At 29.5% G+C, this 14,771-nt stretch carries 14 protein-coding genes; 13 read left to right on the forward strand and 1 reads right to left on the reverse strand.

Annotated elements, in window-relative coordinates:
• Positions 1–12 precede the first annotated feature (12 nt).
• From BN6774_RS05800 to BN6774_RS05855, 12 genes are all read left to right on the forward strand, one after another.
• Positions 13–759, forward strand: coding sequence for an amino acid ABC transporter ATP-binding protein (locus tag BN6774_RS05800; protein WP_066891176.1), 747 nt, complete (start codon positions 13–15; stop codon positions 757–759).
• A 25-nt stretch (positions 760–784) separates the two neighbouring features.
• A complete protein-coding gene (locus tag BN6774_RS05805; RefSeq protein WP_066891178.1) occupies positions 785–1,612 on the forward strand; it encodes a cysteine ABC transporter substrate-binding protein in 828 nt (275 codons plus the stop codon).
• A 73-nt stretch (positions 1,613–1,685) separates the two neighbouring features.
• Positions 1,686–2,276, forward strand: a complete 591-nt coding sequence (locus BN6774_RS05810) for a protein kinase (RefSeq protein WP_066891182.1) — start codon at positions 1,686–1,688, stop codon at positions 2,274–2,276.
• A gap of 333 nt (positions 2,277–2,609) precedes the next feature.
• A complete protein-coding gene (gene eno, locus BN6774_RS05815; protein WP_066891185.1) occupies positions 2,610–3,905 on the forward strand; it encodes a phosphopyruvate hydratase in 1,296 nt (431 codons plus the stop codon).
• 185 nt (positions 3,906–4,090) lie between these two features.
• On the forward strand, positions 4,091–4,324 hold the full coding sequence (secG, locus tag BN6774_RS05820) for a preprotein translocase subunit SecG (protein WP_066891187.1): 234 nt from the start codon (positions 4,091–4,093) through the stop codon (positions 4,322–4,324).
• A 54-nt stretch (positions 4,325–4,378) separates the two neighbouring features.
• Positions 4,379–4,756 (forward strand): PH domain-containing protein, encoded by a 378-nt coding sequence (locus tag BN6774_RS05825; protein ID WP_066891190.1) that lies wholly within the window; start codon positions 4,379–4,381, stop codon positions 4,754–4,756.
• A gap of 106 nt (positions 4,757–4,862) precedes the next feature.
• The gene (gene rnr, locus BN6774_RS05830; protein ID WP_066891193.1) at positions 4,863–7,073 is read left to right on the forward strand and encodes a ribonuclease R; all 2,211 of its coding nucleotides are present in this window, start codon (positions 4,863–4,865) and stop codon (positions 7,071–7,073) included.
• Between the two features lie 66 nt (positions 7,074–7,139).
• Positions 7,140–7,610: an SsrA-binding protein SmpB gene (gene smpB / locus BN6774_RS05835; RefSeq protein ID WP_066896467.1), complete on the forward strand. Its 471-nt coding sequence runs from the start codon at positions 7,140–7,142 to the stop codon at positions 7,608–7,610.
• Between the two features lie 284 nt (positions 7,611–7,894).
• Positions 7,895–9,061, forward strand: a complete 1,167-nt coding sequence (locus tag BN6774_RS05840) for an iron-containing alcohol dehydrogenase (protein ID WP_066891196.1) — start codon at positions 7,895–7,897, stop codon at positions 9,059–9,061.
• Positions 9,062–9,233: 172 nt separating this feature from the next.
• On the forward strand, positions 9,234–10,121 hold the full coding sequence (locus BN6774_RS05845; protein WP_066891202.1) for a sulfide/dihydroorotate dehydrogenase-like FAD/NAD-binding protein: 888 nt from the start codon (positions 9,234–9,236) through the stop codon (positions 10,119–10,121).
• 2 nt (positions 10,122–10,123) lie between these two features.
• Positions 10,124–11,518 (forward strand): NADPH-dependent glutamate synthase, encoded by a 1,395-nt coding sequence (gltA, locus tag BN6774_RS05850; RefSeq protein WP_066891205.1) that lies wholly within the window; start codon positions 10,124–10,126, stop codon positions 11,516–11,518.
• 265 nt (positions 11,519–11,783) lie between these two features.
• Positions 11,784–12,179 (forward strand): RrF2 family transcriptional regulator, encoded by a 396-nt coding sequence (locus tag BN6774_RS05855; RefSeq protein WP_066891210.1) that lies wholly within the window; start codon positions 11,784–11,786, stop codon positions 12,177–12,179.
• 86 nt (positions 12,180–12,265) lie between these two features.
• Here the strand turns inward: BN6774_RS05855 and BN6774_RS05860 are convergent, their stop codons facing one another.
• Complete coding sequence (locus BN6774_RS05860; RefSeq protein WP_066891211.1) at positions 12,266–13,495, reverse strand: amidase domain-containing protein; 1,230 nt, start codon at positions 13,493–13,495, stop codon at positions 12,266–12,268.
• A 177-nt stretch (positions 13,496–13,672) separates the two neighbouring features.
• On the opposite strand from BN6774_RS05860, the gene BN6774_RS05865 reads away from it, so the two are divergent.
• Positions 13,673–14,662 (forward strand): Gfo/Idh/MocA family protein, encoded by a 990-nt coding sequence (locus BN6774_RS05865; protein ID WP_066891212.1) that lies wholly within the window; start codon positions 13,673–13,675, stop codon positions 14,660–14,662.
• The last annotated feature ends 109 nt before the right edge of the window (positions 14,663–14,771 follow it).

Genomic DNA, 14,771 nt, shown 5'->3' on the forward strand with positions numbered 1-14,771 from the left:
GGGGAATAGGTTATGAGTGATGAAGTATTACTAAAGGTTAGTAATTTAAAGAAAAATTTTGGGGATATTGAAGCTTTAAGGGGAGTAGATTTAGATGTTAAAAAAGGAGAAGTAGTAGTTATACTTGGTCCATCAGGATGTGGGAAAAGTACCTTTTTAAGGTGCTTAAATGGACTTGAAGAAAGAAGTAATGGAAGTATATATCTTGAAGGTTATGGTGAAATAGGAAAAGAGATTCCCTTTGAAAAAATAAGAGGAACAGTAGGAATGGTTTTTCAAAGCTATGAGTTATTTCCACATTTAAATGTTATTAATAATATAATGCTTGGACCTATTAAGGCACAAAATAGAAAAAAGGAAGAAGTCGAAAAACAAGCAGATGAACTTCTAAATAGAGTTGGTTTATACAATAGAAAATTTGCTTATCCTAGAGAGTTATCTGGAGGACAAAAGCAAAGAATAGCAATAGTTAGGGCCTTATGTATGAACCCAGAAATAATGCTGTTTGATGAAGTTACAGCAGCATTAGACCCAGAGATGGTTAGGGAAGTTCTATTGGCTTTATTAGAACTAGCAAGAAATGGAATGACTATGATTATAGTTACCCATGAGCTTGAATTTGCAAAACATGTAGCAGACAAGATAGTTTTTATGGAAGATGGAAAAATAGTTGAAGTATCATCTTCAAAAGAATTTTTTGAAAATCCTAAAACAGAAAGAGCAAAGAGCTTTTTAGCTTCATTTGATTTATATGAATAAAAATAAAAAAGGAAGGTGTAGAAATATGAAAAAATTATTATCAATTATTCTAACAATTGTACTAGCTGTAGGGGTGTTAGTTGGCTGTGGAGAAAAGACAAATGAAAATAAATCATCTATAGAAAAGATAAAAGAAGAAGGAAAAGTAAGAATAGGTGTATTTAGTGATAAGCCACCTTTTGGATATGTAGATGAAAAGGGAGAAAACCAAGGTTATGATGTATATTTAGCAAAAAGAATAGCAAAGGATTTACTTGGTGATGAAAGTAAGGTTGAATTTGTTTTAGTTGAAGCAGCTAATAGAGTAGAGTATTTACAATCTAACAAAGTGGATATAATATTAGCTAATTTTACTGTAACTCCTGAAAGAAAAGAAAAAGTTGACTTCGCAAATCCATATATGAAGGTTTCTCTAGGAGTAGTATCTCCTGATGGCGCACCAATAAAATCAGTAGAAGATTTAAAGGGTAAAAAATTATTAGTTAATAAAGGAACTACAGCAGAAAGCTATTTTACAAAGAATTACCCAGATATTGAACTAGTTAAATTTGAACAAAACACAGAAACCTTTGCAGCTTTAAAAGATGGAAGAGGAGATGCTTTAGCTCATGACAACACATTATTATTTGCATGGGCAAAGGAAAATCCAGGATATACAACATTCATTTCAACTTTAGGAGATGAAGACACTATAGCACCAGCAGTTAAAAAAGGTGATGCAGAATTATTAGAATGGCTTAATAATGAAATAGATACTTTAACTAAAGAAGGTTTTTTTAAAGAAGATTTTGATAAAACTCTAGCTCCTGCCTATGGAGATACTGTAAAACCTGAATCAGTAATATTTAATTAAGATAAGGAAAGTTGTGCTAAAAAATCCCAATAAATAATAGTATATAATAATAGTATTTTTGAGGGAGAGTAATATGCCTAGGACGTATTCTTATTCAGCAGATTTTGATGCTGAAACTGAAGAGCTTTTTAGAGAGGCTGTTTTTCTTGGAGAAGGACATAATGGAATAGTTTATGAACTTCCAGACAATAAAGCAATAAAAATTTTTCAAGAGGCAAAATGCTGTAAGGAAGAAGGAGAAACTCTTAAAAGAGTAAGTAAATCTAAATATTTCCCTAAGGTTCATAGTTTAGGTAAGTTTTATATTGTAAGAGATAAAGTAGATGGAAAAAGGCTAGATCATTATATTAAGAAAAAAGGCTTTAATTATGAAATTGCAGAAGGACTTTATAATTTAATAGAAGAGTTTAAAAGACTAAAGTTTACAAAGCTTGATGCAAGATGTAGGGATATATATGTAACTAATGATAATAGGATTATGGTTATTGATCCTAAACAATGTTATAAAAGAAAAGTAAATTATCCAAGGCACTTAATGAAAGGTCTAGAAAAAATAGGAGTTCTAGAAAGTTTTTTAGAGGACCTTAGATTAATAGATATTAAGGTTGCAAAGGAATGGGAAAAAAGATATAGTCAATACTTGAAAAATAGAGAAATTGAATAATTCACCAAGAGTAAGATTTCAGAGGATATAAATTAACAAAAAAGCTTAAATTAGAAATTTTCTGATTTGAGCTTTTTTATTTGAAGAATAGTAAAATAAAATAATTATTAAGTTAAATGATTACATAGGTAAATTCATATTGAAATATATGGTCAAAGTGGTATAATAATAGTGAAAATGTGATAATGATTATTATTTACTAAAAATTGCTATTAATTATATTACCTTTTGTTTGTAAAGGCTTTATGAATAATTATATTAGTTTATGATATAATAATAAAGGTAGAATATAGGAAATATAATAAATAGCTTTAAAATAAAGGAGGATACGTAATGAAAAATTATTGCGAAATAGTAGACGTTGTAGCTAGACAAATTCTAGACTCAAGATGTTTCCCAACTGTTGAAGTTGAAGTTTACCTAGAAGATGGTACTGTAGGTAGAGCTGCTGTTCCATCAGGAGCATCAACTGGTATGTATGAAGCAGTTGAATTAAGAGATGGAGATAAGAGCCAATACCTAGGAAAAGGTGTTTTAAAAGCAGTTCAAAACGTAAATGATACAATAGCTGAAGAATTAATTGGATGTAACGTATATGATCAACCATATATAGATAAGTTACTTATAGAATTAGATGGAACTCCAAACAAAGCTAAATTAGGAGCTAACGCTATATTAGGTGTTTCTTTAGCAGTAGCTAACGCAGCAGCTAAATCATTAGATTTACCATTATACCAATATGTTGGTGGAGTAAATGCAAAAGTTTTACCAGTACCAATGATGAACATCATCAATGGTGGATCACATGCTGATAACTCAGTAGATTTACAAGAATTTATGGTAATGCCAGTTGGAGCTAAGACTTTCAGCGATGCTTTACAAATGTGTGCTGAAGTTTACCATACATTAAAGAAAACTTTACATGATAAAGGATATTCAACAGCTATCGGTGATGAAGGTGGTTTCGCACCAAACCTTAAATCAAACGAAGAAGCTATCGAAGTTATTATAGAAGCTATAACTAAAGCTGGATACAAAGCTGGAGAAGATATGTTCATAGCTATAGATGCTGCTTCATCAGAATACTATAAAGATGGAAAGTATGTATTAGAACATGAAGGAAAAACTTTAACTGCAGCTGAAATGGTTGATTTCTTAGAAGACTGGGTTAACAAATACCCAATTATCTCAATCGAAGATGGAATGGCTGAAGAAGACTGGGATGGTTGGAAGCTATTAACTGAAAGATTAGGTAAGAAAGTTCAATTAGTTGGTGATGACTTATTCGTTACTAACACTGAAAGATTAGAAAGAGGTATTGACTTAGGAGTAGGTAACTCAATCTTAATTAAGTTAAACCAAATCGGTACATTAACTGAAACTTTAAATGCTATAGAAATGGCTAACAGAGCTGGATACACAGCAGTTATTTCTCATAGATCAGGAGAAACTGAAGATACTACTATAGCTGATTTAGTTGTAGCTGTTAATGCTGGTCAAATCAAGACTGGTGCTCCTGCAAGATCTGAAAGAGTTGCTAAGTACAACCAATTAATCAGAATTGAAGAAGAGTTAGATGATGTTGCTGAATACAGAGGAAGAAAAGCATTCTTCAACATTAAGAAGTAATTAAAAGCTATGCTTTAAGGGGATTGTAAGATATATTCTTACAATCCTTATTTATTTATAAATATTTATAAATTGTAATTTTTTAGTAAGATTTTTAAATATAATCACTTGTATTATACCTTGGTATATGTTAATATAACCTTATGTAAATACGACCATTTTTATATAGGTTGGGAGGTATATCAATGCTTAAGAATTCATTGTTAGTAGTAGAAGCACTTTTAGGGTTAATGATTATTGTAACTGTTTTATTACAACCAAGTAAAACAGACGCATTAAGTGGACTTATTCAAGGAAGTAAAACGGAAACATTCTTCTCAAAGAATAAAGCAAGAACTAAGGAAGCTATGTTGTTAAAATTAACAATTGTTTCGATGGCTCTTTTTGCTGTGAATACAATAGCTTTAAACTTAATATAATATTAGAAAGAGCTACAAAATGTAGCTCTTTTATACTATAAAGGAAGTGATATAATGGGAATTTTTAATGGACTAATGGGAAATGCATCAGAAGTAAATTTAGAAAGCATAAGAAAAGAATATGATAATATACTAGCGCCTACAGAAAAAATAGAAAAGGCATATAAACTAGTAAGAGATATGTTTGTTTTTACAGATAAAAGACTTATATTAGTTGATAAACAAGGGGTAACTGGGAAGAAGACAGAATATCATTCTATACCATATAGATCAATTACTCATTTTAGTATAGAAACATCAGGGCATTTTGATTTAGATGCAGAACTTAAGATTTGGATTTCCGGAACGGCATTACCTATAGAAAAACAATTTAATAGTAGTCTTAATGTCTATGAATTACAAAAAGTATTAGCTGAGTATTGCTTAAGATAGAGAAAATGTTGTTTAATCTTCCTTAGTTAGGGCAAAATATAGAGGAAATATTTACGATTATATAAAATAAAAACGAAAGAAAGTTAAAGGTAAAGGAAGTGATATAATGGGAATTAAACAAACTTTATTAAGTTTTATGAGAGAAGAAGCATATAGACCAATGGATATACAAGAGTTAGTTTCAGTATTTGATATAAACCCTGATGAGTATAAATCTTTTAAAAAGGTACTTAAGACTATGGAGAGAGAAGGCCTTATAGTTAGAACTAAAAAAGATAAATTTGGTGTACCTGAAAGACTTGGATTAGTTTCAGGTAAGCTTGAAGTTCATCAAAAGGGATTTGGATTTTTAATACCAGATACAGAAGGTGAGAAAGATGTTTTTATACCAAGTTCTTCTATGAATGGAGCTATGAATGGAGATAAAGTTTTAGTTCAAATTACAAGAGAAGATATTAATGGTAAAAAGCGTGAAGGTGAAGTTACTGAAGTATTAGATAGAGTTAATAAAAAGATAATTGGGGTTTATGAAGATAGCAGAAATTTTGGTTTCGTTGTACCAGAAGATTCAAGGTTAAATCAAGATATATTTATATCTAAAAAAGATAGAAATGGAGCTTCTGAAGGAGACCTAGTTATTTGTGAAATAGTTAAGTGGGCAGATAAGAGAAGAAGTCCAGAAGGTGTAGTTAAAGAAGTTTTAGGTAAAAAAGGAGATAGAGGATTAGACATACTTACTATTATTAAAAAGTATGGATTACCAGAGGAGTTTCCAGATAAAGTTTTAAACTATGCAGAAAATATAGAAGAAGAAATTCCAGAGAAGGAATATTCAAGAAGAGTAGATCTTAGAAATTTAAGAATGGTAACTATAGATGGAGAAGATGCTAAGGATTTAGATGATGCAGTATCTATAGAAAGACTAGATAATGGTAAATTTAGATTAGGAGTTCATATTGCAGATGTAACTCATTATGTTAGGGAGAAGAATCCTTTAGATAGAGAAGCATTAAAAAGAGCAACTTCAGTTTATTTAATAGATAGGGTAATTCCTATGTTACCTAAGAAGTTATCTAATGGAATTTGTTCTTTAAATCCAAGAGTAGATAGATTAGCTTTAAGCTGCTTTATGGTTATAGATAACAAAGGGAAGGTAATTCAGCATGAAATTCAAGAAACAGTTATTAAAACTAGTGAAAGAATGACTTATACTGATGTTACTAAAATCCTTGAAAATAATGATGAAGAACTTATAAAGAGATATGATTATTTAGTTGATGATTTTAAGGCTATGGAAGAGCTTTGTAATATTCTTCGTGAAAAAAGAATGAGAAGAGGAGCTATTGATTTTAATTTTGAAGAATCAAAGATAATTTTAAATGATTTAGGTAAACCAATAGATATTAAGCCTTATGATAGAGCAATTGCAAATAGAATAATAGAAGAATTTATGCTTGTTTGTAATGAAACTATAGCAGAGCATATGTATTGGACTAATTTACCGTTTGTATATAGAATACACGAAGAACCAGATGAAGAAAAATTAGAAAAGTTCAAAGAGTTTATATATAACTTAGGATATGTAGTTAGATGGGGACAAGAAACACACCCAAGAGCACTTCAAGATATATTAGATAAGGTAAAGGGCAAAAAGGAAGAAACGGTAGTAAGTACCTTACTATTACGTTCAATGATGCAAGCAAAATACTCACCAGAATGTGTAGGTCACTTTGGGCTTGCAGCTAAATATTATTGTCACTTTACATCACCAATAAGAAGATATCCAGATCTTCAAATCCATAGAATAATAAAAGAACAACTAAATGGAAAAATTGATGAAAAGAGAGTTGGAAAATTATCAGGTATAGTGGAAGTTGCATCTAAACAATCTTCAGAAATGGAAAGATTGGCACAAGAAGCTGAAAGAGAAGTTGATGATTTAAAGAAAGCAGAATATATGCAAGAAAGAATTGGAGAAGAGTTCTCTGCAATTATTTCTTCAGTTACTTCCTTTGGATTATTTGCAGAACTTCCAAATACAATAGAAGGTTTAATTCATATTACAGCTTTAGATGATGATTACTACGTTTATGATGAAGCTCATTTATGCTTAATTGGAGAAAGAACTAAAAAGGTTTATAGACTAGGTGATGAAGTTAAAGTTAGATGTACTAGAGTAGATATAGATAATAGAGAAGTTTATTTTGATTTAATTGAAGAAGAACCTAAAGAAGAAATAGTTCCAAGTGAAAAATTAAGTGAAAAGATTCAAGAAGCAAAAGACGAAATGAGAAGTGAATTAATAGAAGAAGAGTAAAATTGTTCGCAATCTTAAACTTTTCTGTTATACTTAAGAAGTAGAAATAAAATGTGTGGTGAGATTATGGTAAGGAAGAAAAATAGTAATTCATTAGCTGAAAATAGAAAAGCAAGGCATGATTATTTTGTAGAAGAAACTATAGAAGCCGGAATAGCCTTAGTTGGAACCGAAGTTAAGTCTATAAGAGGTGGAAAATGTAATTTAAAAGATTCTTATGCAGATATAGATAATGGAGAGATGATTTTAAAAAATATGCATATAAGCCCTTATGAGCAAGGGAATATATTTAATGTTGATCCTTTAAGAGAAAGAAAGCTTTTACTTCATAAAGAACAAATAGCAAGATTTAATGGATTAGTAGCTCAACAAGGATATACATTAATTCCGTTGTCTTTATATTTGAAAAATGGTAGAGTAAAAGTAGCACTTGGACTATGTAGAGGTAAGAAAAACTATGATAAGAGAGACTCTATGTTAGAAAAGGCTCATAAAAGGGATATAGAAAGACAGTTAAAGAATTCTAATAGATATTAAATAAGTGGACGTATATTATTTGCAGGACTTTAAGTGATTAAAAATGTAAAATAATATATGTCCTTTTTATAATTATAAAGAATAGTAAAATATAATAAGGTAAAAATAAAAAATACAATAAATTTACTTAAAGTAGAAGCTTTATATAAGTTCTATTTTAAGTATATTAAGTATATTTATAATTATAAAAGTTAATTATTTAACAATATGGTTAAAGTAAAAACAAATAACATAACTATTTTTTATTAAAGCTTAAAAATATATTTATATATGGGAGGTTTATTATGGCACGTTTTACATTACCAAGAGATTTATACCACGGAAAAGGATCTTTAGAAGAATTAAAAAATTTAAAAGGAAAAAAAGCTTTCATTGTAATTGGTGGAGGCTCAATGAAACGATTTGGTTTTTTAGATAAGGTTGAAGGGTATTTAAAAGAAGCAGGAATGGAAATTGAAGTTTTTGAAGGTGTAGAACCAGATCCATCAGTTGAAACTGTTATGAGTGGAGCAGAAGCAATGAGAAAATTTGAACCAGATTGGATAGTTGCAATGGGAGGAGGCTCTCCAATAGATGCTGCAAAGGCTATGTGGATTTTCTATGAATATCCTGATTTTACTTTTGAAAAAGCAGTAATTCCATTTGGATTACCAGAGTTAAGACAAAAAGCAAAATTTGTAGCAATTCCATCAACTAGTGGAACAGCAACAGAAGTTACAGCTTTCTCAGTTATAACAGATTATAAAGCAAGAATTAAATATCCACTAGCTGATTTTAATATAACTCCAGATATTGCAATAGTAGATCCAGAACTAGCACAAACTATGCCTAAAAAGTTAGTTGCACACACTGGAATGGATGCATTAACTCATGCAATTGAAGCTTATACAGCATCCCTTAGATCAAATTTTTCAGATCCTTTAGCATTAAAAGCTATTGAAATGGTAAAGGAAAATTTAGTAGATTCTTTTGAGGGAGATGAAGAAGCAAGAAATTTAATGCATGAAGCTCAATGTTTAGCAGGAATGGCTTTTTCAAACGCATTACTTGGAATAGTTCATTCTATGGCTCACAAGACTGGAGCAGTATTCCATATTCCACATGGATGTGCAAATGCAATATTCTTACCATATGTTATTCAATATAATAGGGTTAAATGTGAAGATAGATATGCTGATATAGCAAAATTATTAAAGTTAGAAGGTACAACAAATAAGGAATTAACAGATTCATTAATTGAAATGATAAACAATTTAAATACTGCATTGAATATTCCTCATACAGTTAAAGAATATGGAGTAACTGAAGATGACTTTAAAGCTAATTTAAAGTTTATTTCTAAAAATGCAGTTTTAGATGCATGTACTGGTTCTAATCCAAGGGAAATAGATGCAGAAACTATGGAAAAGTTATTTGAATGTACCTATTATGGAAATAAAGTTAATTTCTAAAATATAAATTTTATAATTTTGAATATTAAGTTAAAGGTTATCTAAAATAAGACATTTACTTTTATAGATAACCTTTTTTATCTAAAAATAGTAAAAAAATATAATATTCAATTGTGTGAATTTTTAAAAAATGATAACATATAATTGAAAGAAAAATCAGGGGGGTACAAGCATGTATAAGATAATTAAGAAAAAGGAACTTACTGATAATATATACCTAATGGATATAGAAGCTCCTAGAGTTGCTAGATCAGCTAAGCCAGGTCAATTTATAATTATAAAAAATGATGATAAAGGTGAAAGAATACCGTTAACAATAGCTGATTATAATAAGGATGAAGGTACAGTTTCTATAGTTTTTCAAGCTGTTGGAAGAGGGACAAAGGAATTAGCATCTTTTAATGAAGGTGAATATGTTTCTGATTTCGTAGGTCCTCTTGGGCAACCTAGTGAATTTATTCACGAAGATGTTGAAGAGCTTAAGAAGAAAAATATTTTATTTGTAGCAGGTGGTGTGGGGGCTGCGCCTGTATATCCGCAAGTAAAGTGGATGAAAGAAAATGGAATTCCTTGCGATGTAATAGTTGGAAGCAGAACTAAGGATTTATTAATATTAGAAGATGAGCTTAAAGAAGTTGCTGGCAATTTATATGTAGCAACTGATGATGGAAGTTATGGATTTAATGGAAGAGTGACAGATTGTTTAAAATATTTAGTTGAAGAAAAGGGCAATAAGTATGATCATGCAGTAGTAATTGGACCTATGATAATGATGAAATTTATGGCTATGCTAACTAAAGAACTTAATATTCCAACTACAGTAAGCTTAAATCCAATTATGGTTGATGGTACAGGAATGTGTGGTGCTTGTAGAGTCACAGTTGGAGGAAAAGTTAAATTTGCCTGTGTAGATGGACCTGAATTTGATGGACATCTTGTAGATTTTGATGAATCTATGAGAAGACAATCAATGTATAAAACTGAAGAAGGTAGAGAACAGTTAAAATTAGAGGAAGGGGACACACACAAACATGGTGGTTGTGGTTGTAAGGTGGAATAAGTATGGCAAGTCAATTACAAGATAGAATGAAAAGAGTACCAATATCAGAACAATCTCCAGAAGTAAGAGCAAAAAACTTTGAGGAAGTATGTTTAGGATATTCTGATGAAGAGGCTATGAGAGAAGCTAGTAGATGTTTAGGATGTAAAAATCCTAAATGTGTAGATGGATGTCCAGTATCAATAAATATTCCTAATTTTATATCCTATATTAAAGATGGAGAATTTGAAAATGCAGCTAAAGAAGTTGCAAAATATAGCGCTTTACCTGCTGTATGTGGAAGAGTTTGTCCACAAGAAAGCCAATGTGAAGGTAAATGTGTATTAGGAATTAAAGGAGAACCAGTTTCTATAGGAAAATTAGAAAGATTTATAGCTGATTGGTCAAGAGTAAATAATATATATTTAGCTGAAAGAGAAGAACTAAAAAATATAAAGGTTGCAGTAATAGGTAGTGGTCCGGCAGGACTTACTTGTGCAGGGGAATTAGCTAAAAAAGGTTACGATGTAACAATTTTTGAAGCTTTACATGAACCAGGTGGAGTTTTAGTTTATGGTATTCCTGAGTTTAGATTGCCTAAAGATGATGTTGTAAGAGCTGAAATTGAAAATATTAAAAAGCTTGGAGTTAAAATAGAAACTAACGTAATAGTTGGTAGAACCATTACTATAGATGAGCTTATGGAAAATGAAAACTTTAAAGCTGTATTTATAGGTTCAGGAGCAGGACTTCCAAAATTCATGGGAATAAAGGGTGAAAATGCAAATGGAGTTCTATCTGCAAATGAATTTTTAACTAGAGTTAACTTAATGAAGGCTTTTAAGGAAGAGTATCATACTCCTGTTAAGATTGGAAAAAGAGTTGCTGTAGTAGGTGGGGGAAATGTTGCTATGGATGCAGCAAGAACTGCACTTAGATTAGGTTCAGAAACTCATATAGTGTATAGAAGAAGTGAATCAGAACTTCCAGCAAGAATAGAAGAAGTACATCATGCTAAAGAAGAAGGAATTATTTTTGATGTATTAACAAACCCAACAGAAATATTAGTAGATGAAAATGGTTGGGTAAAAGGAATGAAATGTGTACAAATGGAATTAGGTGAACCAGATGAATCTGGAAGAAGAAAGCCTGTAGTTAAAGAAGGCTCAGAATATATTATGGATGTTGATACTGTAATAATGTCTCTTGGAACTTCTCCAAATCCATTAATTTCATCCACTACAAAGGGATTAGAAATAAATAAATGGAGATGCATAATTGCAGATGAGAATGGACTTACTACAAAAGAAGCTGTATATGCAGGTGGAGATGCTGTAACAGGAGCAGCAACGGTTATTTTAGCTATGGGAGCTGGTAAAAAAGCAGCAGCTGCAATAGATGAATACTTAAGCAAATAAGATTTAAGGGTATCTATAACTTTAATATTATATTATAGTTAAGATATCCTTATATTTTTTGATATAAAATATTAAAATTCTGTAAATATTATATATTTTTTTTAGTAATTATAGGTGAGTTTATAGTATAATTTTAGAAAGAGTATTTTGTATATGAATATGATAATAAATGGTAAATATAGATTTGATTAAAAAATAAACTATGGATTATTCACTATTAAATTACTCGAAATAACTTTATAAAATACGAAAGAGAGGGGTTTCAATGTATTTATCCAAATTTACTGATTATTCTTTTAGAGCTTTAGTTTACTTAGCAGAGAACAGAGATAAACTTTGTACTGTGGAAGAACTAGCTAAAAAATTAGAAATATCAGAGCATCATCTTAAGAAAATAATACATAAGCTAGCTAAGACGGATTTAATTATATCTATGAAAGGTAGAACTGGCGGGTTAAAGCTAGGATTAGATCCTCAAGATATAAACCTTGGAGAAGTTGTAAAAATTACTGAAGATAATCTAAATATAGCTCAATGTTTTAGTAAAGAAAATTGTTGTCCTTATATAAGCTCTGATTGTAAGTTAAAAGGAATAATGAAGGAATCCTTAGATGCTTTTCTTAATGAGTTTTCAAGATACACTTTAGAAGATATACTTTAATTAATTAAGAGTGAAAAATTAAGGGAAAAACACACTAGAAGTTTTATAATAATTATTAATTTGGCTGTCTATAAGACAGCCAAATTTTATTTTATTGATAGTAAATAAAATTTAGAATCAGTACCTCCAAAGCCTAAATCAAAAGGAGTCTTATAGGTATTTATAGAATTAGTGTTAATTAGAGGATAGTTGTTACTATCAAAGTCAGTAATTATTCCTATTCCATCAATATAGTTTCCGCTTTTAAAAATAATTAAATCTCCAAGATTGATTTTTGTATCCTTTAAGGTTTCTAAGGTTCCTGAAAAGTAAAGACTTCCTTTTTCAGAATTTAAAAGGTATTCAACTAAGTCTTGAGATTTTACCCAAGAAGAAGTGGCCTTAATTTTATTAGATTTTGTGTTCATATAGGACCAATCTTTATCTTGCTTCATACCTCCCCCTTCAGTTCTATCAGAAAGACATTGAGAAATAAAATTAGCAGAATTTTTATCTCCAGTAACATATATAGAGTAACTCATATTATTTTCAGCCTTTGAAGCAAAAGAAATTCCAGAATATTTATTAGCGTAACTTATAGCTTTTAATCTATTATAATTTTCACTAATAATTGGATTGGCTTCAGTATTAAAATTAAAGACTTTAGCTTTTGTATTGGTAAGTGGAATATTTTTTTCTGTTAAATCAAAATCATATTTTTCAAGACCAGTTTTAAAATAATCTTCATAATAATCTTTAGTTATTAAAAAAGATGAATCTTTGTCTTTTAACTCTAAATTATGAATTAATTCAATTCCAAAGGTAGTAATTTTTTCAGGATTATCATTGTAAAAGTAAATGAACTTATATTCTTCACTTAAGATTAAATGGTATAAATCATCTTTTATTTTAAAATCCTTAATAGTTGGAGTTGACTCTATACTTTTAAAAGTTAAATTTCTTTCTTTTGCCCAATCTCTAAGATATGCAATTCTCTTAAACTCATGCTTTAAAGAATAGGCACTAAAGGTTTGATTTATATCATAAAATTTATAAAGTTTTTCAACATTTCCATTTAAAAAGGCTTCATTTCTTAAATTAAATACTGTATTCATAAAATCAATTATAGAATTCTCAATATTACCATCATTATCTGTTATGAATGTACCAACATTAGCTGTTGCATCATCATAATATGTACTTTCATAAGCTGTTGTAAAAAAGTCTGAGGGTACAAAGGTTGAATTTTTTGTAGTGGATAAAAAATAAATAAAGTTACTTAAAATGAAAACATAAATAAAAAAGCCACATAGCAAGGGTAATAGTCTCTTTTTCATAAAAATCCTCCTTAGTTATCTTTTTATAATTCTAAGATTAATAATCCAATTTAGGTTATTATTAGTATGCACAATAATTAAAGGAAAATTCCTTTACAATTATTAGGAGGTATGTAAATTATGATATAATAAGCTTATATAAATAAAAAATATTAATTTCTAAGGAGAAATATTATTATGGTTAATATAGGGATTATTGGAACTAATTTTATTACAGACAGATTAATTGATGGAGCAAAAGAGGTTAATGATGCTAAAATAGCTGCTGTATATTCAAGAACTGAAGAACGAGGAAGAGAATTTGCTAATAAACACAATATAGAGCATGTATTTACTAATTTAGAGGAAATGGCAAAAAGCAATTTAATAGATGCTGTTTATATTGCTTCTCCAAATTCATTACATGCTAGCCAAGCTATTTTATTTTTAAATAATAAGAAGCATGTACTAGGAGAAAAAGCTTTTGCTTCAAATACTAAAGAAGTTGATGAAATGATAAAAGCTGCAAAAGAAAATAATGTAGTACTTATGGAAGCAATGAAAACTACAGTTTTACCTAACTTTAAGGTTATAAAGGATAATCTTCACAAGATCGGAAAGGTTAGAAAATACTTTGCAAGCTTTTGTCAGTATTCTTCAAGATACGATAAGTATAAGAATGGTGAAGTTTTAAATGCTTTTAAAAATGAACTATCAAATGGAGCTATTATGGATATAGGGGTATACTGTATAGCACCTATGGTTAACTTATTTGGAAAGCCTAAAACTGTAAAAGCTAATGGAATTATGTTAAAAACAGGAGTAGATGGAGAAGGTAGCGTAGTCTTTGGTTATGATGATATGGAGGGAGTTGTTATTTATTCGAAGATAAGTAATTCATATCTTCCATCAGAAATACAAGGAGAAGAAGGAAATATAATAATTGATAAAATTAATAGCTTTGATAGGGTAAAAATAATTTATAGAGATGGAAGAGAAGAGGACTTATCCATAGAACATAAAGAAGCAAATATGTGTTATGAGGTTCAAGAATTTGTAAATTTAATTAATTTAGGGGAAAAGGAATCTAAGATAAATTCACTACAGGTTTCAAGAGATGTAATTGAAGTTATTGAAGAAGCAAGAAAGCAAATTGGAGTAGTTTATCCAGCGGACAAGAATAATTAATAATTGATAATGTATAACTTATCAGATGATTTAGATTATCTTATAAAAAAATGGATAAAGTGAGAATTTTAAGATTATTGACAGAAAAAAATTTATAATATATAATTAC

The organism is Clostridium nigeriense (genome assembly GCF_900086595.1).
GTDB lineage: Bacteria > Bacillota > Clostridia > Clostridiales > Clostridiaceae > Clostridium > Clostridium nigeriense.